Here is a 25332-nt window from a genome sequence, read left to right as displayed (position 1 = left end):
CCCGGCCCCTTATCCGGGCAAGGCAGACTTGCCCCTCTCTTTTTTAAAGGTTATGACAACGATGAAAGCATTACATTTCGGCGCGGGTAATATCGGTCGTGGTTTTATCGGCAAGCTGCTGGCGGATGCCGGTATTGAACTGGTTTTTGCAGACGTCAATCAGGCGGTGCTGGATGCGTTGAACGCCCGTCATCAGTATCCGGTACACGTGGTTGGCGAGCAGGCACAGGTAGAAACCGTAACCGGCGTCAGCGCAGTTAACAGTACCAGTGATGAGATAGTTACGTTGATTGCTGAGGTTGATATCGTTACCACAGCGGTTGGCCCACAGATTCTGGCGCGCATCGCTGACGGCATCGCACGCGGTCTGGCCAGGCGCAGTGATAACGCTAATACCCGTCCGCTGAACATTATTGCCTGTGAAAATATGGTGCGCGGCACCAGCCAGCTGAAACAGCACGTACTGGCCGCGCTGCCGGAAAGCTACCACGCATGGGTAGAAGAACATGTCGGCTTTGTCGATTCCGCCGTTGACCGTATCGTGCCGCCGAGCGCTGCGGGCAGCAACGATCCGCTGGAAGTCACCGTGGAAACCTTCAGTGAATGGATCGTCGATAAAACGCAGTTCAAAGGCGCGCTGCCGACGATTCCCGGCATGGAACTGACCGATAATCTGATGGCGTTCGTTGAGCGTAAGCTGTTTACCCTGAATACCGGCCATGCCATTACCGCTTATCTTGGCCAGCTGGCAGGCCACCAGACCATTCGTGACGCCATTCTCGATCCGGCGGTACGTGCGGTAGTGAAAGGCGCAATGCAGGAGAGCGGTGCGGTGCTGATCAAACGCTACGGCTTTGATGCGGAAAAACATGCTGCCTATATAGAAAAAATCCTCGGACGCTTCGAAAACCCTTACCTGAAGGATGACGTTGAACGCGTAGGTCGTCAGCCGCTGCGTAAACTGAGCGCAGGCGATCGCTTAATCAAGCCAACGCTGGGCACGCTGGAGTATCAGCTGCCGCACGATAACCTGGTGAAAGGAATTGCCGCCGCGATGCACTATCGTAGCGAACAGGACCCACAGGCGCAGGAACTGGCGGCGCTGCTGGAAAAATCAGGCCCGCAGGCGGCACTGGCGCAGGTTTCTGGTCTGGATATTAACAGCGAAGTGGTTGCCGCAGTGGTTAAGGCCTATGACGCAATGCCATAATGCGCACGCTCCCGATGACGCTTAACGGTGAGCAACAAGGGCACAGCCTGGCTGTGCCCCCGCGCAGAATGATAAATGTACAGGCAACAATGGAAGAGAAGCAGGCTTTTGAGAATCAGGTGCTGGAGCGCCTGAATGCCGGACACTCGGTAAGAGGCTTCCTGATTGCCGCCGTAGAGCTATTGGCCGAGGCGGTCAATCTGCTGGTGATTCAGGTGTTTCGCAAGGATGATTATGCGGTGAAATATGCCGTCGAGCCGCTGCTGCTGGGCGATGGCCCACTGGGTGAGCTTTCGGTACGGCTGAAGCTGATTTATGGTCTGGGCGTGATTAGTCGTCAGGAATATGAAGACTGCGAATTGCTGATGGCGCTGCGTGAAGAGCTGAACCATGACGGCAACGAATACCGCTTCAGCGACGATGAGATATTAGGTCCGTTCGGTGAGCTGCATTGCGTCAGCGCCTGGCCGCCCCGCCCCGATTTCTCAGACGATGATGCGCAGCTACGCGCAATGCAGCAGCAGCGTTATCAGCAGGTGCTACGTTCCACGATGGTGCTTTCCCTGACGGAATTGATTTCCCGCATCAGCCTGAAGCAGGCCTTCAAAAAGTAAGCCCCGCGCCTGCCCGCTTTTCGTGTATCATATCGGTTAATCATTAGTACAGGTAACAACGCATGAAAGAGCAGGAAAAAGCCGAAATCAAGCGCCTCAGCGATCAGCTGGATGCGCTTAATCGTAAAGAACCAGCGTTGCTGGAATCGGGCGATGCGGAAAAGCTTGGCGCGCTGCTGAAAGAGAAAGAAACGCTTACTACCGAGATTGAACGCTTACGCAATGTTCGCGTGCAGAAGCTCAGCAAAGAAGCGCAGAAGCTGGAAAAGCTGCCGTTTAATCGCGTCATCACCAAAAAAGAACAGGCAAATATGGGCGCGCTGAAGAAAAGCGTGCGCGGCCTGATCGTGGTACACCCGATGACCGCGCTGGGTAAAGAGATGGATCTAAAAGAAATGACCGGCTTTGCGCCAAAACCCTTCTGATTTGCTGGCCGGGTGAGGATTACGCCCGGCCTGCGTTCTCTGTCACTACTTCCGACAGCTGCCGTTGCAGCGCATCCATAAATTCATAGCGGCGGCGATATTCGGCGCGTTTCTTACTGGCAATCTCCTCCAGCGGCTTACGCGGCATCGCCAGCGGTAGCTGATAAAGGCCGTTTGCCAACGCCTGCCCGTTTAACGATAGCCAGAATTCGCTGTAGCTGGCGTGGAACACCTCTTTCTTACTGTGACGATAGCGCAGGCTACGAAACACGTGCGTGTCATCGCCCACCGCCTGAATCCATGTCACCTGGCAGGATGCAGCAAGGTAAAACAGCGTTTCCATCAGCAGGCGTTTTGGAAAAATGCCGTGGCCCGCTTTGGTCGCCTCGCGAATAACTGTGGCGTCCACCGTTTTACGCGGCCCCTGCAATCCGCCAATTAACAGCCCCAGCTGCCCTGCCTGCTGAAGAAAAGAGAAAGAGAGTGAGGCGATAACCGTACCGTTATACGTTAAAACCAGCGAGACTTCGCCTTCACGATCGAAGCGCCCGGTACTACAGGTAATATCGAAACGTTCCTCATTTTTACCCTGCAAATATGCCACTGGCTGATTGACCGGCGATAAAAATAGCTGACGGAGCGGCTGTGGCAGCTGCTGCACGGTGCCGTAATGATCCAGCAACGCCTGTGCACGTTGCTTAACGCTAAAGTTGGCGCACAGATAAGGGCGGTGGATTTTAGCAGGCAGCAATCCCTGGATATGAAGCGCCTGCCGCATGGCAGGTAGCTGCGACATCTGCTCCATATAGGAGAAGGTAGTGATTGGCCAGGCCAGAGAGCGTAACAAAAACTTGGTACGAAAACGCCGACACGCCCAAATTTTATTTGGCTTAAATGTGCCGCGAGCTAACTGGAAAAAGAGCGATCCGGTAGAGATTGCTGGTGCTGAGCTGTCAGTAATAGTAGACATTATTATTAATTAATATTAAGAGAACATGAGCCAATAATAGAACGAGGAATATCAACAGAAAGTTAATATTCTGCTAATAAATCCGCATTAAGAAATTGTTCAATTTTGCAAGCCACAGTTCACAATTATATTAAACGGCAGCTCAATGAATAGACATTTTAAAATAAAAAAACCGGCAGGATGAAAATCCTGCCGGTCGATTAATCATGCTTTAACTGGCGATATTATTTGGCGTTAGCAAAACGTGCAGCCGCTTCATCCCAGTTAACCACGTTCCAGAACGCTTTGATGTAGTCAGGACGTTTGTTCTGGTACTTCAGATAGTAAGCGTGTTCCCATACGTCCAGGCCAAGAATAGGGTAGCCAGACGCGCCAGAGATCGCTTCGCCCATCAGCGGGCTGTCCTGGTTAGCAGTAGAAACAACGGCGAGCTTGTCGCCCTTCTTCACCAGCCATGCCCAGCCGGAGCCGAAACGGGTCGCAGCCGCTTTTTCAAACTCTTCTTTAAATTTCTCAACGCTGCCGAAATCTTTCTCGATAGCAGCTTTCAGTTCACCCTGCAGGGTGGTGCCAGTTTTCAGGCCCTTCCAGAACAGGCTGTGGTTGTAGTGGCCACCTGCGTTATTGCGCAGTACCGTTTTTTTCTCTGCGGGCACCTGATCCAGTTTGGTGATCAGCTCGTCTACCGGCAGGTTAGCGAATTCGGTGCCTTCCAGCGCCGCGTTGGCGTTGTTGACATAGGTCTGGTGGTGTTTAGTGTGATGGATCTCCATCGTCTGCTTGTCGAAATGCGGTTCCAGTGCGTCGTATGCGTAAGGCAGGGATGGCAGTGAATAACTCATGTTCATCATCTCCATTTATTGTAGGGCGGCACTTTTCTGTTGTAAGCACCGCGTAAGCAGTTGGATCATTATAGTTAAATTAGTGATCGAAAAAAGGGGTATCATCACCCTTCTGGTTATAAGGTTATACCAAATACGGTGTCTTCATGCGTTATTTGCAAAAGATGAACAACAAAAAGCGCAACCGCCGTAAAATCATCGTAACTGATTGATAAATAAAAATCGATTCGCCTTTCTTTTATGTTTTTTTAAGCGGTAGCGGTTATCCAAAAAATCGCAGTAGTACAGGCATAGCCGGGCCTTGTGTCTGCGCGCTCCAGCGGCCTGTTATCAGCCCTGACGTTCAGCTAATCGGCGCAATTAACAGCAATTTCTCCCGCTGTTAGCGCCTTTTGCCATGAAGGTGCGGTGCACTTTATGAAGGCGATTTTTATTGCTCAGGCCCAGCGGAAATTCCCCGTTTTTTAACGATGTAAAACGCACGGATCGACAAACCGTCTTGCGCCGCTTTTGTCGATAAATGCTAAAAATCCCGCGCTTTGCTTTAACCGGTTCATCAGGCACGAAAAAATAGCCCCATATCACCGGGGCTATCTACGCTTACGCTTATAGTAAAAGAATTAGCCTAACGGCGGCTCCGGATCAGGCGTAGGACAAGGGCACGGAGATGGGTTCGGCAGGTTATTAACGATATTGATGATAACGTTGGAAACCACGTTAATAATGCTCACCGCCGCATTAACGCTAACGTTGACAATGTTAAAAACCATATTAAAGATAGAATCCAGTGAAACGGAAATATTACAACCGCCACCATAGCCGCCGCCGTAATAGCCACCACCATAACCGCCGCCGTAGCAGCCTCCAGTCACCGCGCTCACTTCAACCGCATTTAATTCCTTCATAAGAACTCCTTTTAATTAATCCCAGTACTATTCATATTTATACTATTTACTTGCTTTTTTATGAGCACCGCACTAACAAAAAAGTAAATAAGCGACAGGGTGCTCAAATCGCTTATTTACAAATAAAACTTTTATTAGAACAACTATTATGATGACTGCCGCTATAAATGAATCTAAAAAAATTGCCATTTTTTAATTAACTATTTTAATTTTTTAGGTTGGCGCATCATCGCTTTACCAGCAGTAGAAGAATTTCCATCGAAAGCGAATATCACTGCGAAGCAACTTTGTAACCAGGTGAACAATAAGCTTTAAAATAAAAGCTATGTTCAGGTATTGCCGTTTTACGCTTATCGCTAATTAAAGAACATAGTTAATTTACTAAAAAAAATAGCTCCTTTATATCGGAGCTATTGGTATTAACAGAGTGACTAAAAAACCTTAGCCAATCGGGGTCGGTTCCGGATTCGGTTCCGGATCAGGGTTGTTGCAATCTATAATCTTAACGATGATAGCTGCGCCACCCAGGATGATACCCAGACACCAGTGCAGCGGGCAATACGGTACTAACGCAATAGATGCGATAGCAGCGCCAGCCAGGATCGCAGAAGTATCTCCATCACCCATTGCGTTACCAATTGATGCGCCGATAAACGGCGCGGAGAAATAAAATCCACCAGAAACTGATTTAATTTCAGTTGCGGTAAGCTCTTTCATATTAATTCCTTTTATTTAAAAGTCTTGAATGTAATGACTTATGCGCCACCCCGAAACAAATCCATGCTGGGGTATTGCACCAGGCAATAATAAACTAAAAAAAACAGCTGAGGCAACCTGTAAATATCTTAAAAGAATATATAGCTATTTTATAATCATTAACTACCTATTTAATTACAATCATCAATTTATTTCTTAAATATAATTAATTTTTTTCTCGCTTCAACCGGAAATAGTTTTATTACTATTTTTTGGCCGTAAAATGGCGTGATTAATCAATATTAATTCTGACAGGGCCTGGATTTAAAAAATGAAGCAGAGGGAGAAAATTAATTTCCTCCCTATCGTTCTGGCAATATAATAAATGCCTTAACGCAAAGTATTAATTAACCGCTGTGGATGCGTATAAACGGTGGCACGCCCTGGTTTACTGAAGCCCACCAGCGTCAGATTACTGCGTTCTGCTACCTCAACCGCCAGCCGCGTTGCCGCAGAAACGGCAAACAGTATCTGTACGCCGCACATGGCCGATTTCTGCACCATCTCATAGCTGGCGCGGCTGGATACCAGCGCCGCGCCGCGCGCCCACCCTTTACGGCTGCGGTAACCGAGTAGTTTATCCAACGCAACGTGACGACCTACATCTTCGCAGCCGCCGGTCAGCTGTCCTGCTTCGCTAATCCATGCCGCCGCATGGGTACAACCGGTAAGCTGCCCCACCGGCTGATAGTCTTTCAGCTGCCGCAGCGCATTATCCAGCAGATTCAAATCAAAAGTCTGACTGAACGGCAGAGGCTCAATCGGCTTGCCGATATCATTAAGCTGTTCAACGCCGCAAACGCCACAGCCGGTACGCCCGGCCATCGCCCGACGATGCTCTTTCAGTGCCATAAAGCGGCGGCTGGAAAGTTCGATCTGCACTTCAATGCCGTTACAGCCCGGAACCACATCAATACCGTAAATCTCTTCCGGCGCGACGATAATCCCTTCCGACAGCGAAAACCCCAGCGCAAACGCCTTCAAATCTTTGGGGGTGCTCATCATGACGACATGGGATATGCCATTGTAGACCAGCGCTACCGGCACCTCGTCGGCCAGCCAGTCGCTACGGGATTCAGTCAGCGCGTCTCGCTGCCAAACCAGCGCTTTACTCGCGCCGGTGAAACTGCTCACAGCTTCGTAGTTTTGTTGATCTTCAGAGTTCAATTTACGTCTACCTGGTTATAACAGCCACACAAATTCGATGGTAATCTTAATCCGCTTATTCATTCAGCGTTTGCCTGGCAATTCTGAACCTTCAACCTGTGCTTCGCAAAGAAATCGCGGTACAAAAAATGCGAAACGCTCTCTGGCGGGACAGGGTTTGCTTTGCAAGTTGAAAGCGCCAATTACATTAATATAAATAAACGGTAAAAAGATACACCTTAACTATTTAATGGCTCAAATTATTAAATTTCCTGAATGTACCCCTTAAGTATTAATTACTTAATATTTATAACAAAACAATTACTTTTTGATTACGGTCAAAAAAATAACCCCTGAGACTGTTATTTTTCATGGTTCTGGCAATGCTTTGAGCAAAAATAAATATTATGCATATTAATAGACGCAGTTTTTTCAAAATCTGTGCGGGCGGCATGGCTGGTACAACCTTGAGTTTATTAGGTTTTGCTCCCACGGCTGCTCTTGCGAACATCAGAAAATATAAACTTTTACGGGCTAAAGAAACCCGTAATAATTGCACCTATTGTTCAGTAGGCTGTGGCATGTTGATTTATAGCCGTGGCGATGGTGCAAAAAATGCTGTCTCCTCTATTTATCATATTGAAGGCGATCCCGATCATCCGGTTAGTCGTGGCTCACTTTGCCCTAAAGGCGCGGGCGTGCTGGATTACATCCACAGCGAGCAGCGGCTGAAATATCCTGAATATCGTGCTCCTGGTTCAAATGAATGGAAGCGAATTAGCTGGGAAGAGGCATTTGATCGCATTGCCCGCTTAATGAAAGAAGACCGTGACGCCAACTTCCAGCAGAAAAATGCGCAAGGCGTAACGGTAAACCGCTGGCCCACCACCGGTATGCTTTGTTCTTCGGCCGCCAGTAATGAAACCGGCCTGCTCGATCATAAATTCGCCCGCGCTTTAGGTATCGTCGCCCTGGAAAACCAGGCTCGACTCTGTCACGGTCCAACGGTTTCCGCGTTAGCGCCCAGTTTCGGACGCGGCGCAATGACCAATAACTGGAACGATATTAAAAACGCTGACGTCGTAATGATTATGGGCGGTAATCCGGCAGAGGCACATCCCGTTGGATTCAAATGGGTTATCGAAGCGAAAACCCACAATAAAGCTAAAGTAATTGTGGTCGATCCGCGATTCAACCGCTCGGCGGCCGTTGCCGATATTTACGCTCCGCTGCGTGCCGGTAGCGACGTCGCCTTTTTAATGGGCCTGACCAACTACCTGTTACAGCACGACCGTATCCAGCACGAATATGTCAAACATTACACTAACGCGTCGCTGATCGTCAGCAAAGGTTTCAGCTTCGAAGAGGGGCTGTTCAGCGGCTACGATGAAGCAACGCAGAAATATGATAAATCCAGCTGGCACTACGAGCTGGATGAAAACGGCGAGGCAAAACGTGACACAACGCTGACGCACCCGCGCTGTGTATTTAACCTGCTGAAAAAACACGCCAGCCGCTATACGCCGGAAATGGTCAGTCGTCTGTGCGGCACCGCAAAAGATGATTTCCTGACCATCTGCGAAACGATAGCCAGCACCAGCGTTCCTAATCGCACCGCCACCTTCCTGTATGCGCTTGGCTGGACGCACCATACCAACGGCGCGCAAATTATCCGTACTGCGGCAATCGTCCAGCTGCTGCTGGGTAACATCGGTATGCCTGGCGGCGGCATCAATGCCCTGCGCGGCCACTCAAATGTTCAGGGCTATACCGATCTCGGCCTGCTGGCGCAGAGCCTGCCGGGTTACCTGCCGTTGCCTTCAGAAAAACAGACCTCGCTTACCAGCTATCTGCAACAGGCAACGCCGACTTCGCCGCTGCCTGGTCAGGTCAATTACTGGCAGAACACCGATAAATTCTTTGTCAGCCTGATGAAGAGCTTCTACGGTGATAACGCAACGGCGGAAAACCAGTGGGGCTACGACTGGCTGCCGAAATGGGATAAGAGCTACGACTGTCTGGCGCTGGCTGACATGATGGAGCAGGGGCAGTTTAACGGCTTCATTATTCAGGGCTTTAACCCACTGGCGGCTTTCCCAAACAAAAATAAAGCGTTCCGGGCTTTCTCCCGCCTGAAATATATGGTGGTTATCGATCCGCTGAGCACCGAGACCGCCAGCTTCTGGCAGCATCATGGCGAATTTAACGATGTCGATCCGGCGCAGATTCAAACGGAAGTCTTCCGCCTGCCCTCTTCCTGCTTCGCTGAGGAAAACGGTTCGGTAGCTAACTCTTCGCGATGGTTGCAATGGCACTGGGCGGCGGCGGAACCGCCGGGAGAAGCGCTGCATGACGGCAAGATTCTCGGCAACATCTTCCTGCGCCTGCGCGAACGTTATCGTCAGGAAGGCGGCACCGCGCCAGAACCGTTGATGGCGATGAGCTGGAACTATACCGATCCGAGTAATCCGGAACCGGAAGAGGTCGCGCGTGAAAGCAACGGCTGGGCGCTGACCGATGTCTACGACGATAACGGCAAGCTGCTGTTGAAGAAAGGGCAGCAAATCAGTTCCTTCTCCGAGCTGCGTAATGATGGCTCCACCGCCAGCGGCTGCTGGATATACGCCGGTAGCTGGACGCAGGAAGGCAACCAGATGGCGCGTCGCGATAACGCCGATCCCTCAGGCCTCGGTGCCATTTCCGGCTGGGCCTGGGCGTGGCCGGCTAACCGCCGCATTCTTTATAACCGTGCATCTGCCGATCCACAGGGCAAAGCCTGGGACCCGCAACGTAAATTAATTGAGTGGGATGGCAAGCGTTGGCAGGGCTATGACGTACCGGACTACCCGTTAACCGCCGCGCCGGAAAAACAGATCGGCCCCTTTATTATGCTGCCTGACGGCATGGGCCATCTGTTCGCACTGGATAAACTGGCCGACGGTCCTTTCCCGGAACACTATGAGCCGATGGAAAGTCCGACTGCCACTAACCCCCTGCATCCTGAACAGGTGCACAGCCCGGTAGTGCGTATTTTCCCGCACGATGTCGAGACGCTGGGCAAGGCCGATGCCTTCCCGTATGTCGCCACGACGTACTCCATCACGGAGCTGTTCCGTCACTGGACCAAACATGCCCTGTTGAACGCCATTGCTCAGCCGGAACAGTTTGTTGAAATCAGCACCGAGCTGGCGGCAGATAAAGGCATTAATGCGGGTGATAGCGTCAAGGTAAGCTCGCAGCGCGGCTATATCAAAGCCAAAGCGGTGGTCACCAAACGCTTACGCCGCCTGACTATCGATGGCAAACAGGTCGATACCATCGGCGTTCCCTGCCACTGGGGCTTCGAAGGCGCAACGCAAAAAGGCTTTTTAGCCAACACGCTGTCGCCGTCTGTCGGAGACGCTAACTCACAAACTCCTGAATATAAAGCATTCTTAGTGAACGTGGAAAAGGTGTAACGGAGAACGATTATGGCTTATCAGTCGCAAGACATTATTCGTCGCTCCGCGACAAACGGCTTAACGCCGCCGCCGCAGGCGCGTGACCATCAGCAAGAAGTTGCCAAGCTGATTGACGTGACCACCTGTATCGGCTGTAAAGCCTGTCAGGTTGCCTGTTCAGAATGGAACGACATCCGTGATGAGGTGGGATATAACGTTGGGGTATATGACAACCCTACCGATTTGTCCGCGAAGTCCTGGACGGTCATGCGCTTCTCTGAAGTGGAAGAGAACGGCAGGCTGGAGTGGCTCATCCGCAAGGATGGCTGCATGCACTGTGCCGATCCGGGCTGCCTGAAGGCGTGTCCGGCAGAAGGCGCAATTATTCAGTACGCCAACGGCATTGTCGATTTTCAGTCAGAGCACTGCATCGGCTGCGGCTACTGTATCGCGGGCTGTCCGTTCAACATTCCGCGTATGAATCAGGAAGACAACCGCGTCTATAAATGTACGCTGTGCGTGGATCGCGTCAGCGTCGGTCAGGAACCCGCCTGCGTGAAAACCTGTCCGACCGGCGCTATTCATTTCGGCAGCAAAGCGGATATGCATCAGCTGGCCGCAGAACGTGTGGAAGAGCTGAAAACGCGCGGCTACGAGAACGCTGGCCTCTACGATCCGTCTGGCGTCGGCGGGACGCATGTTATGTACGTGCTGCATCACGCCAACAAACCGCAGCTTTATCACGGCCTGCCGGACAATCCGTCCATCAGCCCAACGGTCACTTTCTGGAAAGGCATCTGGAAACCGCTGGCGGCAATCGGCTTCGCGGCAACCTTCGCTGCTTCGGTCTTCCACTATGTGGGCATCGGACCGAACCGCGTTAGCGAGCACGAGCATGAGGATGAAGAGCAGGAAAAAGAGGAGCATAAATCATGAAGAAGCGCGACCTGATCACGCGCTACAGCGCGCTGGAACGCATCAATCACTGGGTTGTGGCGTTTTGCTTCGCCTTCGCCGCCCTCAGCGGCCTGGGGTTCTTTTTCCCGTCGTTTAACTGGCTGATGAACGTGCTGGGTACGCCGCAGCTGGCGCGTATCCTGCACCCGTTTGTTGGTGTGGCGATGTTTTTCGCTTTCCTGATAATGTTTTTCCGCTACTGGAAACACAATCTGCTGGAGTGGGAAGATGTGCGCTGGGCGCGCAATATCCACAAAATTATCAGGAATGAAGAGTTCGGCGACACGGGCCGCTACAATTTGGGACAGAAGTGTGTATTCTGGGCTGCTATCATCAGCTTATTGCTGCTGCTGGCGAGTGGCATTGTTATCTGGCGTCCTTATTTCGCCAGTGCCTTTCCCATTCCGCTGATTCGGCTGGCATTACTGGTGCATTCCGTCGCGGCGATTGGCCTGATCCTGGTGATTATGGTGCATATCTACGCGGCGCTATGGATAAAAGGTACTATTACCGCCATGGTAGAGGGTTGGGTCACACCGCTCTGGGCGAAGGCGCACCATCCGCGCTGGTATCGCGCTGTTCGTGAACAGCAGAGCCAATCGACACAACAGGATAAACATCCCTGATGACTATTCGCATCATCCCGCAAGAACAGCTGGAGAAAAGCGACAAAACAACGGCGGATATGATTCCGCCGTTACTTTTCCCACGGCTGAAAAATCTGTACAGCCGCCGCGCCGCGCGTTTGCGTCAGCTGGCGGCAAAAAATCCGCTGGGCGACTACCTGCGTTTCGTCGCCTTTATTACGGAAGCACAGGAAATTATCCTCTACGATCATCCGCTGAACATGGATCTCCATGCGCGTCTGACCGAGGCCGCCGCCAGCGGTAAGCCGCCACTGGATATCCACACGCTGCCGCGAGATGCGCACTGGCAGCGTCTGCTGCATTCGCTGATTGCCGAGCTGAAGCCGGAAATGAGCGGTCAGGCGCTGGCGGTGCTGGAAAATCTGGAAAAAACCTCTGCGCCGGAGCTGGAAGAGCTGGCCTCCGCGCTGCTGGCACACGATTTCGCGAAAGTTAGCAGTGATAAAGCGCCCTTTATCTGGGCGGCCCTGTCAGTTTACTGGGCGCAAATGGCGGCGCTGATTCCCGGCAAGGCACGCGCTGAATATGGCGACCAGCGCCAGTTTTGTCCGGTTTGTAATAGCGTGCCGGTGAGCAGCGTGATACATATGGGAACCGAAAGCGGCGGCCTGCGCTATCTGCACTGCAATCTGTGCGAAAGCGAATGGCACGTGGTGCGCGCAAAATGTTCCAACTGCGAACAGACACGCGATCTACACTATTGGTCACTGGACAGTGAACAGTCTGCTGTTAAGGCGGAGAGCTGCGGCGACTGCGGCACCTACCTCAAAATGCTCTGGCAGGAGAAAGATCCCGCCGTCGATCCGGTGGCTGACGATCTGGCTTCGCTGATGCTGGATGCGCGTATGGAACAGGAAGGTTTCGCTCGCAGCAGCCTGAATCCGTTCCTGTTTCCTGGCAACGAGTGATTGCTGGCGATCGGGTCGATTCCCGGCCCGACGCCTGCTCCAACCATCAGCGGGAGAGGCGTAATGAAACTTATCGGTAACTATACCAGTCCCTATGTGCGTAAGATTTCCGTAATCTTGCTGGAAAAAGGCATTACGTTTGAGTTCAGTAATGAATCTCCCTGGTCTGAAGAGAGCCACGTTCCGCAATACAATCCTTTAGGCAAAGTCCCCGCGCTGGTCGATGATAACGGCATCAGTTGGTATGACTCGTCGATTATCGCTGCCTGGCTGGAAACCCTGCCGCACACGCCAAAGCTGCTGCCTGATGATGCACTGGCTGCGGTTAATATTCGTCAGCTGGAGGCGCTGGCCGACGGCATCTGTGACGCGGCGCTGTTTATCGTACGCGAGCAGATGCGCCCAACAGAACAGCAATCGCCGGAAGAGATGCTGCGTCAGCGGCATAAGATCGAGCGCGGTCTCGATGCGCTGGAACGCGCAGCAGCCAGCGGTACCTGGCTCAACGGCGACAGCCTAAATCTTGCCGGTATCGCGGCGGCCTGCGCTATCGGTTATCTTAATTTTCGGCGCGTGACACCTAACTGGTGCGTTAATCGCCCTGCGCTGGTTAAGCTGGTAGAGAAACATTTTCAGCGCGAGAGCTTTGCCCGTACGGTGCCGCCAGCCGCCTGAGACAAGGATGCTATGAGCACACTTTACAATCAGCTTCCGGCTATCGATCGCCTGTTACGCGAGCCTGCGCTACAGGCGCTTAGCGCGCAATATGGCGCGTCTTTTCTGACCCAAATCCTGCGCGCCATGCAACAACAGGCGCGCGACACCATCCGACAACAGCAACAGCTTCCTCACTGGCATAGCAACTGGGCGCAGGAGGCTGCGTCACGGCTGGCACAGCGCAGCCGCAGCGCGCTGCGTCCGGTGTTTAACCTGACCGGCACCGTGCTGCATACCAATCTGGGCCGGGCACGGCTGGCTGAGCAGGCAATAGAAGCGGTCAGCCAGACTGCGCGCCATGCGGTCACGCTGGAATATGCGCTGGATGAGGCGGAACGCGGTCATCGCGATCGGGCGCTGGCGGATCTGCTGTGCGAGCTCACCGGCGCGGAAGATGCCTGCATCGTCAACAACAATGCGGCGGCGGTGCTGTTGATGCTGTCTGCGCTGGCACCCGGCAAAGAGGTGATCGTTTCGCGCGGCGAGCTGGTGGAGATCGGCGGCGCATTTCGTATGCCTGACGTAATGCGTCAGGCGGGCTGCCTGCTGCATGAAGTTGGTGCCACTAACCGCACTCACCTGAAAGATTACCGCAGCGCGGTAAATGAACAGACCGCACTGCTGATGAAAGTCCATACCAGTAACTACCAAATCCAGGGCTTTACCAAAGCGGTTGACGAGGCTGAGCTGGTCACGCTGGGCGATGAGCTGGGCCTGCCGGTTATTACCGATCTCGGTAGCGGTTCGCTCATCGATCTCAGCCGCTATGGGCTACCCGCCGAGCCGATGCCACAGCAACTGATCGCCAGCGGCGTCAGCCTGGTGAGTTTTTCCGGCGATAAACTGCTGGGCGGGCCGCAGGCGGGCATTATCGTCGGCAAAAAAGATCTGATTGCCCGGCTACAACAGCATCCGTTAAAACGCGCGCTGCGGGTGGATAAGCTGACGCTGGCGGCGCTGGAGGCCACGCTGCGCCTGTACCGCCAGCCGGAGCAACTGCATGAAAGTCTGCCAACGCTGCGCCTGCTGACGCGTACCCAGGAATCCCTGCAACAGCAGGCGGAACGGCTACTGCCACCGCTACAGGCGCGATGGGGTGATGTTTACCATCTGGCGATAGCGCCCTGTTTTTCTCAGATTGGCAGCGGTTCGTTGCCGGTAGATCGGCTGCCAGGCTATGCCATTACCTTTGCACCTAAAGACGGGCGCGGCAGCAGCCTGGAAGCGCTGGCGCAGCGCTGGCGTAAGCTCTCTATTCCGGTCATTGGGCGTTTACAGGAGGGCCGACTGTGGCTCGACCTGCGCTGTCTTGAAGATGAATCACTGTTTTTACGGACGCTAACCTCATGATTATCGCCACCGCAGGCCATGTCGATCATGGCAAAACCGCCCTGCTACAGGCGTTAACCGGCATCGATGCCGATCGTCTGCCGGAGGAGAAAAAGCGCGGTATGACGATCGATCTGGGTTACGCCTACTGGCCGCAGCCGGACGGTCGCGTCCTGGGCTTTATCGACGTGCCCGGTCATGAAAAATTTCTCGCCAATATGTTGAGCGGTATTGGCGGCATCGGTCATGCACTGCTGGTTGTCGCCTGCGATGATGGCGTTATGCCGCAGACCCGCGAGCACCTGACGCTGCTGAAGCTGGCCGGACAGCCGCCGCTTACCGTCGCGCTGACCAAAAGCGACCGCGTGACAACGGCGCGTATCAACGAGGTTGCCCATCAGGTCGCCGCCTTAACGCAGCAGCTGGGCTGGGCGCAGTGCGCCCGGTTTCCCACCAGCGTACTGACCGGCGACGGGCTGAACGCGCTGCGTCAACATCTCAGCACCCTGCCTGCTACCCAGACGGCGCAGGCACGTCCGTTTCGTCTGGCGATCGATCGCGCTTTTACTATTAAGGGCGCGGGGCTGGTTGTCACCGGCACGGCACTGGCGGGTCAGGTGCGTATCGGCGATCGGCTATGGCTGACCGGCGTTAACCAGCCGGTGCGGGTACGCAGCCTGCACGCACAGAATCAGCCTACGGAACAGGCATACGGCGGCCGGCGCATCGCTTTGAATATCAGCGGCGAAGTGGAAAAAGATCAAATCAGCCGCGGCGACTGGCTGCTCGAAACCGAGCGTCCGGAAGGCAGCCATCGTTTGATTGTGGCGCTTGAGGCGCTACAGCCGCTGGAGCAATGGCAACCGGTACATATCTATCATGCAGCCAGCCATATAACCGGGCGCGTTTCGCTGCTGGAAGGCAATCTGGCGGAACTGGTATTGGATGCCCCGCTCTGGCTGGCGGATAACGATCGGCTCATTTTACGCGATATCAGCGCCCGACAAACGCTGGCGGCGGCACGCGTGGTACTGCTGGACAGCAAACGACGCGGCAAGCGTCAGCCACGCTATTTAAGCTGGCTGCATCAGCTGGCTAACGCCAGCGATGACAGTGAAGCGATACGCTGCTATCTGCAACAACAGCCCTGCCTGCCTGCTACGCTCGGCTGGGTACGCCAGCTGCAACCGCAGGCGCTGCAACAGCTAATGGCTACGTTACAGCCGGTAGAAGCTGGCGGCTGGCTACTTGGTACCGACATGGCGCAGCGATGGCAGGAGATGCTGCTGGTCGCGCTGGCGCATTTTCATCAGCAGCACAGCGATCAGCCAGGTGTCGGGCGCGATCGGCTACGCCGGATGGCGTTACCGGATGTTGCGCAGGAAATTGCCTGCGCCCTTATTGAAACGCTGATTGCACGCGGCGCGCTGGTAAATCACCAGGGCTGGCTGCATTTGCCTGCGTTTAAACCAACGTTTAATGCAGAGGAAGCGGAACTCTGGCAGCGCGTGGCACCGCTGTTTGCCGACGATCCGCTCTGGGTGCGCGATATCGCCCAACAGTTGGGCGAGGAAGAAGAAACCATTCGCCGGCTGCTGTTGACCGCCGCGCAGCTTGGACACGTTACGGCGATCGTGCGCGATCGCTACTATCGCAGCGACAGGATGCGGATCTTTGCCGATCTGGTTCGCCAACAGGCCGCCGCTAACGGGGCTGCCAGCGCCGCCGATTTTCGTAACCAGCTTGGTACCGGTCGTAAAATCGCGATTCAGCTACTGGAATTCTTTGACCGCAGCGGCTTTACCCGCCGACGCGGTAACGAACATATTCTGCGCGATGAGGCGCTGTTTAACGGCCCGCAGGCAGAGCAGGAGAAATCGTGACGAAAAAACGGCACCGAACCATCTGGATAGTTCGGTGCCGTCGAGACTGTATGGCAGACGTCATGCCCGCCTCAGAAATTATTGCAGTAACGAAATATCCGCTACCTGCAGGAACAGATCGCGCAGTTTTGCCAGCAGCGTCAGGCGGTTAATACGCACTTCCCGATCATCGGCATTTACCATTACCTTATCGAAGAAGTTATCTACCGTTTCACGCAGCTGCGCCAGTTCAATCAGCGCATCCTGATAGCGCCCTTCGGCAAACCACGGCTGTAATTTACTTTCCAGCGCGGTAACGAAGGTAGCCAGCTTGATCTCTTCATTCTCTTTCAGCAACGCTGCCTGCACGCGATCGTTCAGCGGCTCGGTCGCTTTTGCCAGAATGTTAGAAACACGTTTGTTGGCGGCGGCCAGCGCAGCAGCTTCATCCAGCGTACGGAAGTGCGAAACCGCCTTCATGCGCGCATCAAAATCTGCCGGACGGGTCGGACGACGCGCCAGTACCGCCTGAATGGTGTCAACGCTGTGGCCTTCTTCCTGATACCAGGCGCGGAAACGCCCCAGCATAAAGTCGATAACCTCATCCACCACTTTCTCGTTGGTCAGCTTGCTGCCGTAGAGACGTACCGCTTCTTCAGTCAGGGTTTGCAGATCGAGAGGCAGCTGCTTCTCAACGATGATACGCAGCACGCCCAGCGCGGCACGACGCAGCGCGAACGGGTCTTTATCCCCTTTCGGATGCTGACCGATACCGAAGATGCCCGCCAGGGTATCCATTTTATCGGCAATTGCCAGCGCGCAGGCAACCGGGCTGGACGGCAGATCGTCACCGGCAAAGCGCGGCTGATACTGCTCATTCAGCGCTACCGCCACCTCTTCCGCTTCACCGTCATGGCGGGCGTAGTGCATCCCCATTACGCCCTGGGTGTCGGTAAACTCAAACACCATATTGGTCATCAGGTCGCATTTAGAGAGCAGGCCCGCACGGGTTGCCATGTTCACATCTGCGCCGATTTGAGCGGCAATCCAGCCCGCCAGCGCCTGGATGCGATCGGTTTTATCACGCAGCGTGCCCAGCTGCTGCTGGAACAGCACGGTTTCCAGACGCGGCAGGTTATCTTCCAGACGTTTTTTGCGGTCGGTATTGAAGAAGAATTCGGCATCGGCGAGACGCGGGCGAACGACCTTTTCATTGCCGGCAATAATCTGCTGCGGATCGCGGGATTCAATATTGGCAACAAAGATAAAGTGCGGCAGCAGCTGACCATCATTGCCGTAAACCGGAAAATATTTCTGGTCACCTTTCATGGTGTAAACCAGCGCTTCGGCAGGCACCGCGAGGAATTTTTCCTCAAAGGTGGCCGTCAGTACCACCGGCCACTCCACCAGCGAGGCGACTTCTTCCAGCAGGCTGTCGCTGAGATCGGCATTGCCGCCAATCTGACGCGCCGCCGCTTCAGCATCGGCCTTGATTTTGGCTTTACGCGCTTCGTAATCCGCCATCACGTTACCGCGCGTTTCCAGAATTTCTGGATACTGGTCGGCGTGATCGATAGTGAATTCCGGCTCGCCCATAAAGCGATGACCACGCAGGGTACGCCCCGATTCAATGCCCAGAATAGTCGCTGGGATCAGCTCATCGCCCAGCAGCAGCGTCACGGTATGTACCGGACGCACAAACTGCACGTCGCTGTTACCCCAACGCATCAGTTTCGGTACTGGCAGCTTGCTAAGGGCCGTCGCGATCATGCCTGGCAACAGCTTCTGCGCGCTTTCACCCTGCACCTGAGCACGGTACATCAGCCATTCGCCCTTGTCGGTTTTCAGACGTTCCGCCTGATCGACAGTAATTCCGCAGCCGCGCGCCCAGCCTTCAGCGGCTTTGGTCGGCGCGCCACTGGCGTCAAAGGCAGCGGCAATCGCCGGACCGCGTTTCTCAATTTCACGATCCGGCTGCGCCGCGCTCAGACTGGCGACTTTCAGCGCCAGGCGACGTGGTGCGGCGTACCACTTGACCTCGCCATGCGCAAGGCCGGCGTTGTCCAGTTCAGCGGTAACCTGAGCAGCGAAAGATTCCGCCAGGTTACGTAATGCTTTTGGCGGCAGCTCTTCGGTGCCGATTTCCACCAGAAAAGTTTTATCAGTCATGGCTGCCTCTTATTTGTTGTTATTGCACATCGGGAAGCCCAGCGCCTCGCGAGAGGCGTAGTAAGCTTCCGCCACGGCTTTGGTCAGGGTGCGAATACGCAGGATATAGCGCTGGCGCTCGGTTACGGAGATCGCCTTGCGTGCGTCCAGCAGGTTAAAGCTGTGCGCCGCTTTCAGAATGCGCTCGTAAGCTGGCAGCGGCAGCGGTTTTTCCAGTGCCAGCAGCTTCTGCGCTTCTTTTTCATACTGCTCAAAGCAGGTGAAAAGGAAATCAACGTCGGCATATTCGAAGTTATAGGTAGACTGCTCAACTTCGTTCTGGTGAAAAACGTCACCATAGGTCGTTTTACCCAGCGGACCATCGCTCCAGACCAAATCGTACACGCTGTCAACGCCCTGGATATACATCGCCAGGCGCTCCAGGCCGTAAGTGATCTCGCCAGTAACCGGTTTGCATTCCAGGCCGCCTACCTGCTGGAAGTAGGTAAACTGCGTGACTTCCATACCGTTCAGCCAGACTTCCCAGCCGAGCCCCCAGGCACCCAGCGTCGGGTTTTCCCAGTTATCTTCCACAAAGCGGATATCGTGTACGCCAGGATCGATACCCAGCTCTTTCAGCGAACCAAGGTAAAGCTCCTGAATATTATCCGGCGACGGCTTAATAATGGTCTGAAACTGGTAATAGTGCTGTAAGCGGTTCGGGTTTTCCCCGTAGCGTCCGTCGGTAGGACGACGTGAAGGCTGCACGTAAGCAGCGGCGATTGGCTCCGGGCCAAGCGCCCGCAGGCAGGTCATCGGGTGAGAAGTGCCAGCGCCTACTTCCATGTCCAGCGGTTGAACGATGGTGCAGCCCTGACGCGCCCAGTAATCCTGCAAGGTCAGGATCAGGCCCTGAAAGGTCTTAGTATCAAACTTTTGCATGTTGAATTCGCACGCGATACGGGTGGATTAAAAAGTGTGGGTCAGTATACCCTTTGACCGGCGGTTATGCAGCCCGAGATCGCGCTCCAACGCGCGCTTTGTTTTGCCAGGGTTGAAGTCACCTGGCCTGAAGCCAATAAATTCATTTGCTGGCAACCTGAGGTTGTTGAAGCGCAACCGCCTGGCTACCCTCATAAACGTAAGTGCCAGCGATATGAGGAAAAAATGTCTGCGCAAAAAATTGGCTGGATAGATAATTTACGCGCCGTTGCCTGCCTGATGGTGATTATGATTCATACCACCACCTGGTATATCACCAACAGCGATCGGATCGCGGAATCGGCCTGGGATATGGCAAACCTGCTTAACTCCACTTCACGCGTCTGTGTACCGCTGTTTTTTATGATCTCCGGCTACCTGTTTTTTGGCGAACGCAGTGCGCAACCGCGTCATTTTCTGCGTATCGTGCTCTGCCTCCTGTTTTACAGCGGCGTAGCGCTGCTTTACATCACCTGGCTGACGCCGATCAGCCAGAAACTGTCGCTGCTTTATTTGCTACAAAAACCGGTGTTTTATCACCTGTGGTTTTTCTTCGCTATCATCACGGTTTATCTGTTTTCACCGCTGATTCAGGTTAAGTCAGCAACGGCGCGCTACGTGGCTATTCTGGTACTGGTCGTTGCGGTGCTGGCTAATCCCAATACTGTCGATCAGTCGGCGGGGCGATTTCACTGGCTGCCGATTAACCTGATGATTAGCGGCGAAAGTATCTATTACCTGCTCTACGCTCTGCTGGGCCGTGCTATCGGCACTATGCAGACCGACAAGCGTGGCATCAGCTGGCTGGCGGCGCTGTTGTTTATTGCCTGCGTAGCGGGGATTTCGCTTGGCACCAAACAGGAGCTGCATATTAACGGTGCCTTTTCCGATCTGTGGTATCTCTACTGCGGACCGCTGGTGTTTATTGGCGCGCTAAGCCTGTTCGTCTGGTTTAAAAACTGCCTGAACCAGCGCCCTCTGCCAGGACTGGCGCTGATTTCACGCAACTCGCTACCAATTTACGGTTTTCACGCGCTGTTTATCCACTTTATGCGCACCCACCATCTCGATCACACCCAGTGGCCGCTGCTGGATATCGCGCTGATTTTTAGCCTGACTTTAGCGGGTAGCCTGCTACTGGCGCTGGGCCTGCGCCGCCTCGATCGGCATCGACTGGTCAGTTAAATGGCTACCGTGCAATCAATGACTCCGTCGAACTGGCATTGTTCGCTTTATCAACCGCCTCGTCAGCATAGCTAATTAATTCATCTGACGAGGCGTTACAGCGATGAGGTATTCATTAGCGGTGCCAGCTGTTGATAAAGCCTGGCGAACAGCTCGCGCCGCGGCTGATAGCGGCGGTGACGTTGCAGATCCGGCTGATGCCGCTGTTCCAGTGGTAAACCCGGCAATAGCGTTTCAGGAGGCGTATCCGGGTACAGCGCCAGCCGTGCCAGCCGCGCCGCGCCCAGCGCCGGACCAACGTCGCCGCCGCGACAGTAATCCAACGTCTGTCCGCTGATATCCGCCAGCATCTGCCGCCAGAAAGGGCTGCGTGCGCCGCCACCGATCAGCATTACACTGGTGGGCTTGATGCCGCAGGCGTGTACCGCATCTATCCCTTGCGCCAACGCATAACCAACCCCTTCCAGCACCGCTAATGCCAACTCAGGCCGACTATGCTGATAAGTCAGGCCAAAGAAGGTGCCCTTCGCCTGCGGGTTATTGTACGGTGTACGCTCGCCAGAAAGATAAGGAAGAAAGAACAGTGGTGGAACATCAGGCCGCGCCTGTTCCGCCTCCGCCAGCAGCATCGGCACATCGGCGCAGCCGGTCAGCGCTGCCGCCCAGTCCAGGCAGGCTGCGGCGCTAAGCATTACCGACATCAGATGCCAGCGATGCGGCAACGCATGGCAGAAGCTGTGCACCGCGCTTTCTGGATTAGCCAGGAAGCCATCACTTACGACGAAATAGACGCCGGACGTTCCAAGCGACAACATTGCCTGCCCGGCGTTAATCATTCCTGTGCCCACCGCACCCGCAGCATTATCGCCGCCACCAGCAATGACCGGCACGCTCGTCATGCCCCAGCGCTGCGCCAGCTCCGGCAGCAGATAGCCCGTAATCTGATTGCCCTCAAACAGCTGCGGCATTTGCGCCTGCGTCAGACCACAGGCGCTGAGCAGTGGATCGCTCCAGCGACGATTAGCAACATCAAGCCACATAGTGCCTGCGGCATCAGACATGTCGCTGGCAAAGGTGCCGGTCATGCGCCAGCGTAGGTAATCTTTCGGCAGCAACACCTTCGCGATGCGTGAGAAAATCTCTGGCTCATGCTGCCTGACCCACAGCAGCTTCGGCGCGGTGAATCCCGGCATCATCAGGTTGCCGGTAATCTGCCGCGACTGCGGCACCCTTTCTTCCAGCTGGCGACACTGCTCCAGGCTACGACCATCGTTCCATAATATAGCCGGACGCAGCGGCTGATGCTGCGCATCCAGCAGCGTGGCACCATGCATTTGTCCGCTCAGCCCAATGGCCCTGACATGATGCAGATCGTGCTGCTGACGCAGCGCCTGTAACGCCCTGTCTGCGGCCTGCCACCAGTCAGACGCGTTCTGCTCACTCCACAGCGGCTGTGGACGGGAGACCGCAAGCTTTTCTGTCTGGCTGGCGATAATCTCGCCCGCCGCGTTCAGCAACACCACCTTGACGCCAGAGGTCCCTAAATCAATGCCGATAACCATGTTCCGGCTCCCATTGTTTTATACGCGATATAGCCAGCCGTTAACCAGGTTCTCCAGCTGTTCCTGACGCCCGCTCTGATGCTGGGGATTAAATTGCTGCGCAGCAGCATGGGAAGCCAGCGCCGCCAGCGACACCTCCCCTTGCAAAATTTGCTGCCCCAGCTCGCCGTTCCAGCCGCTGTAACGCTGCGCAACACGCCGATCCAGCTCGCCCGCTTCAATCATGCGTACCGCCAGCTTCAGCGCCAGCGCCATGGTATCCATCGCACCGATGTGCCCGTAAAAGAGATCGTATTTATCGGTGCTCTGGCGTCGTACTTTGGCATCAAAATTGAGCCCGCCGGTGGTAAACCCGCCCGCCTTAATGATTTCATACATAACCAACGCGTTCTCTTCTACGCTGTTTGGGAACTGATCGGTATCCCAGCCCAGCTGCGGATCGCCACGGTTAGCGTCCACCGAGCCAAAAATGCCCAGCGCAATCGCCATCGCAATTTCATGATGAAAGCTGTGACCAGCCAGCGTAGCGTGGTTCGCCTCAACGTTAACTTTCACCTCTTTTTCAAGGCCATACTGATGCAGGAAACCGTAAACCGTAGCAACATCATAATCATACTGATGTTTAGTCGGCTCCTGCGGCTTAGGCTCAATCAGCAACGTGCCCTGGAAGCCGGTTTTATGCTTATGCTCCACCACCATCTGCATAAAGCGCCCCAGCTGCGCGCGTTCCTGACGCAGATCGGTATTTAACAACGTTTCATAACCTTCACGCCCGCCCCACAGGACGTAGTTTTCGCCGCCGAGCTGATGCGTGGCCTGCATGGCGCTGCAAACCTGGCTCGCCGCCCAGGCAAAGACTTCCGGATCGGGGTTGGTTGCTGCCCCGGCGCCGTAGCGCGGATGGGTAAAGCAGTTGGCGGTGCCCCACAGCAGTTTTACGCCAGTCTGCTGCTGTTTTTCATGCAACACTTCAGTCATCAGTGCCAGATTATGCTGATAGCTTTGCAGCGATCCCCCTTCCGGCGCGACATCCACATCGTGGAAACAGTAAAAAGGCACGTTCAGCTTGTAGAAGAATTCAAAAGCAACATCTGCTTTACGCTTCGCCATCTCCAGCGCATCGCCCGCTTTTTGCCATGGCCGGTCAAACGCGCTGACACCAAACATATCCACGCCGGTCCAGCAGAAGGTGTGCCAGTAACAGGCGGCAAAGCGCAGATGATCCGCCATACGTTTGCCCAGCAGGATTTCATCAGGATTATAGTGGCGAAACGCCAGCGGATCGCTGCTGTCTGGCCCCTGATAGCTAATGCGTTCAATCTGATCAAAATAAGCCTGCATCGTTTTACTCCTTAACAAGTGACCGGAAATGGTCAGCGAAGATAGCGTTATTCTGATCGTCACCTCAGCAATACTCAATTACGTTATTTCACACCGCAATTAAGATAATTAATATCTGTGCGATACCTCGCAAATTAACCTAATCAATCATCCAATTCTCGTTATGACACGCAAAAAACATGACAGAAAAATTCGCGACTCATAAAAAAATAGACCGCCATCATAAAATCAGAAATAAACCAAAAAACGTAACCCCTGGATAAAAATCTGTAATTGATAAACCTGGCTATCAGGTTAAGAATTCATCAGCCCATTCAGGATCGCCTTAATAAAAATGACCTCAACCTACAGGGTAATGATGATGAAAATGAAACCTACGTTACTGGCTCTCTTCGCTGCGCTGGCCCTGTTTAGCCAAACCGGGCAGGCAAAAGAGGTAAAAATCGGCATGGCGATTGATGACCTGCGCCTTGAACGCTGGCAAAAAGATCGCGATATTTTCGTGAAAAAAGCCGAAGCACTGGGTGCCAGCGTGTTTGTTCAGTCTGCCAACGGTAATGAAGAAACGCAGATGTCGCAGATTGAAAATATGATCAATCGCGGCGTAGACGTACTGGTTATTATTCCCTACAACGGCCAGGTATTAAGCAACGTGATTGCCGAGGCGAAGCAGGAAGGCATTAAAGTACTGGCCTACGATCGCATGATAAATAATGCTGATATCGATTTTTATATCTCTTTTGATAATGAAAAAGTCGGTGAGCTTCAGGCTGAAAGTATGGTGAAGCAGGTGCCGAAGGGAAATTATTTTTTGATGGGTGGTTCACCGGTGGATAATAATGCCCGGTTATTCCGCGCTGGCCAGATGAAGGTGCTTAAACCGTTAATCGATCAGGGAAAAATTAAGGTAGTGGGCGATCAGTGGGTGGATGCCTGGTTACCGGAAAACGCACTGAAAATAATGGAAAACGCCCTGACCGCTAATAATAACCATATTGATGCGGTCGTCGCCTCGAATGATGCCACCGCTGGCGGCGCGATTCAGGCACTTTCTGCTCAGGGGTTAGCCGGCAAGGTCGCCATCTCCGGTCAGGATGCCGATCTGGCGGCGATCAAACGTATCGAAAACGGCACGCAAACTATGACGGTCTATAAGCCGATCAGCAAGCTGGCGGATGCAGCAGCCAGAATCGCCGTTGAACTCGGCGAGGGCAAGCAGCCGAAATCTAACACCACACTCAATAACGGTAAAAAAGAGGTGCCAGCCTGGCTGTTGACGCCGATTCCGGTTGATAAGAGCAATATTGACAGCACCGTGGTTGCCGATGGCTTTCATAAAAAAAGCGATCTCTGAATTTCAGTTTTCTTAAGCGCCGGGCCGCAAACG

General features: G+C 53.9%; 21 protein-coding genes. 12 read left to right on the top strand and 9 right to left on the bottom strand.

The window, feature by feature from the left end; translation table 11 throughout:
* Positions 1–61 precede the first annotated feature (61 nt).
* The 3 genes from mtlD (at position 62) to C7M51_RS18240 (ending at position 2249) form a co-directional block, all read left to right on the top strand.
* Positions 62–1210 (top strand): mannitol-1-phosphate 5-dehydrogenase, encoded by a 1149-nt coding sequence (mtlD, locus tag C7M51_RS18250; RefSeq protein WP_160622962.1) that lies wholly within the window; start codon positions 62–64, stop codon positions 1208–1210.
* Positions 1211–1278: 68 nt separating this feature from the next.
* On the top strand, positions 1279–1824 hold the full coding sequence (gene mtlR, locus C7M51_RS18245) for a mannitol operon repressor MtlR (RefSeq protein ID WP_425281022.1): 546 nt from the start codon (positions 1279–1281) through the stop codon (positions 1822–1824).
* Positions 1825–1886: 62 nt separating this feature from the next.
* On the top strand, positions 1887–2249 hold the full coding sequence (locus C7M51_RS18240) for a YibL family ribosome-associated protein (RefSeq protein WP_160622961.1): 363 nt from the start codon (positions 1887–1889) through the stop codon (positions 2247–2249).
* 19 nt (positions 2250–2268) lie between these two features.
* Here C7M51_RS18240 and C7M51_RS18235 read toward each other — a convergent pair whose 3' ends face one another.
* The 5 genes from C7M51_RS18235 to fdhD form a co-directional block, all read right to left on the bottom strand.
* Complete coding sequence (locus tag C7M51_RS18235; protein ID WP_160622960.1) at positions 2269–3219, bottom strand: VirK/YbjX family protein; 951 nt, start codon at positions 3217–3219, stop codon at positions 2269–2271.
* Positions 3220–3443: 224 nt separating this feature from the next.
* Positions 3444–4061, bottom strand: a complete 618-nt coding sequence (gene sodA / locus C7M51_RS18230; RefSeq protein WP_160622959.1) for a superoxide dismutase [Mn] — start codon at positions 4059–4061, stop codon at positions 3444–3446.
* A 620-nt stretch (positions 4062–4681) separates the two neighbouring features.
* Positions 4682–4966, bottom strand: a complete 285-nt coding sequence (locus C7M51_RS22325; RefSeq protein ID WP_208852106.1) for a hypothetical protein — start codon at positions 4964–4966, stop codon at positions 4682–4684.
* Between the two features lie 441 nt (positions 4967–5407).
* On the bottom strand, positions 5408–5683 hold the full coding sequence (locus C7M51_RS18220) for a hypothetical protein (RefSeq protein WP_160622958.1): 276 nt from the start codon (positions 5681–5683) through the stop codon (positions 5408–5410).
* Between the two features lie 369 nt (positions 5684–6052).
* Positions 6053–6889, bottom strand: a complete 837-nt coding sequence (gene fdhD / locus C7M51_RS18215; protein WP_160622957.1) for a formate dehydrogenase accessory sulfurtransferase FdhD — start codon at positions 6887–6889, stop codon at positions 6053–6055.
* A 386-nt stretch (positions 6890–7275) separates the two neighbouring features.
* Here fdhD and fdnG point away from each other — a divergent pair, with 386 nt between their 5' ends.
* The 7 genes from fdnG to selB all read left to right on the top strand — a co-directional run bounded on the left by fdnG (position 7276) and on the right by selB (position 16749).
* Complete coding sequence (gene fdnG / locus C7M51_RS18210) at positions 7276–10326, top strand: formate dehydrogenase-N subunit alpha (protein ID WP_160622956.1); 3051 nt, start codon at positions 7276–7278, stop codon at positions 10324–10326.
* A gap of 12 nt (positions 10327–10338) precedes the next feature.
* Complete coding sequence (fdxH, locus tag C7M51_RS18205; RefSeq protein WP_160622955.1) at positions 10339–11244, top strand: formate dehydrogenase subunit beta; 906 nt, start codon at positions 10339–10341, stop codon at positions 11242–11244.
* Positions 11241–11891, top strand: coding sequence for a formate dehydrogenase cytochrome b556 subunit (gene fdoI, locus C7M51_RS18200; protein WP_160622954.1), 651 nt, complete (start codon positions 11241–11243; stop codon positions 11889–11891). Before fdxH ends, fdoI begins: the two co-directional genes overlap by 4 nt.
* Positions 11891–12820, top strand: coding sequence for a formate dehydrogenase accessory protein FdhE (fdhE, locus tag C7M51_RS18195; protein ID WP_160622953.1), 930 nt, complete (start codon positions 11891–11893; stop codon positions 12818–12820). Before fdoI ends, fdhE begins: the two co-directional genes overlap by 1 nt.
* Positions 12821–12883: 63 nt before the next feature.
* Positions 12884–13495 (top strand): glutathione S-transferase, encoded by a 612-nt coding sequence (locus C7M51_RS18190; protein ID WP_160622952.1) that lies wholly within the window; start codon positions 12884–12886, stop codon positions 13493–13495.
* Positions 13496–13507: 12 nt separating this feature from the next.
* Positions 13508–14887 (top strand): L-seryl-tRNA(Sec) selenium transferase, encoded by a 1380-nt coding sequence (selA, locus tag C7M51_RS18185; protein ID WP_160622951.1) that lies wholly within the window; start codon positions 13508–13510, stop codon positions 14885–14887.
* Positions 14884–16749, top strand: a complete 1866-nt coding sequence (selB, locus tag C7M51_RS18180; protein ID WP_160622950.1) for a selenocysteine-specific translation elongation factor — start codon at positions 14884–14886, stop codon at positions 16747–16749. The genes selA and selB overlap by 4 nt, the downstream gene beginning before the upstream one ends.
* A gap of 78 nt (positions 16750–16827) precedes the next feature.
* Here the strand turns inward: selB and glyS are convergent, their stop codons facing one another.
* Both glyS and glyQ read right to left on the bottom strand, forming a co-directional pair.
* Complete coding sequence (glyS, locus tag C7M51_RS18175) at positions 16828–18897, bottom strand: glycine--tRNA ligase subunit beta (RefSeq protein ID WP_160622949.1); 2070 nt, start codon at positions 18895–18897, stop codon at positions 16828–16830.
* Between the two features lie 9 nt (positions 18898–18906).
* On the bottom strand, positions 18907–19818 hold the full coding sequence (gene glyQ, locus C7M51_RS18170; protein ID WP_160622948.1) for a glycine--tRNA ligase subunit alpha: 912 nt from the start codon (positions 19816–19818) through the stop codon (positions 18907–18909).
* Between the two features lie 225 nt (positions 19819–20043).
* Here glyQ and C7M51_RS18165 point away from each other — a divergent pair, with 225 nt between their 5' ends.
* Entirely contained in the window at positions 20044–21042 is a 999-nt protein-coding gene (locus tag C7M51_RS18165; RefSeq protein WP_160622947.1) for an acyltransferase, read from the top strand.
* Positions 21043–21137: 95 nt separating this feature from the next.
* Here C7M51_RS18165 and xylB read toward each other — a convergent pair whose 3' ends face one another.
* Positions 21138–22604 (bottom strand): xylulokinase, encoded by a 1467-nt coding sequence (gene xylB, locus C7M51_RS18160; RefSeq protein WP_160622946.1) that lies wholly within the window; start codon positions 22602–22604, stop codon positions 21138–21140.
* 18 nt (positions 22605–22622) lie between these two features.
* On the bottom strand, positions 22623–23945 hold the full coding sequence (xylA, locus tag C7M51_RS18155; protein ID WP_160622945.1) for a xylose isomerase: 1323 nt from the start codon (positions 23943–23945) through the stop codon (positions 22623–22625).
* 361 nt (positions 23946–24306) lie between these two features.
* Here xylA and xylF point away from each other — a divergent pair, with 361 nt between their 5' ends.
* Complete coding sequence (gene xylF, locus C7M51_RS18150) at positions 24307–25299, top strand: D-xylose ABC transporter substrate-binding protein (RefSeq protein ID WP_160623699.1); 993 nt, start codon at positions 24307–24309, stop codon at positions 25297–25299.
* The last annotated feature ends 33 nt before the right edge of the window (positions 25300–25332 follow it).

Source organism: Mixta intestinalis, from assembly GCF_009914055.1.
Lineage (GTDB): Bacteria > Pseudomonadota > Gammaproteobacteria > Enterobacterales > Enterobacteriaceae > Mixta > Mixta intestinalis.
The sequence above is the reverse complement of the archived record's forward strand: the minus strand, read 5'-3'. Positions and strand labels throughout refer to the sequence as shown.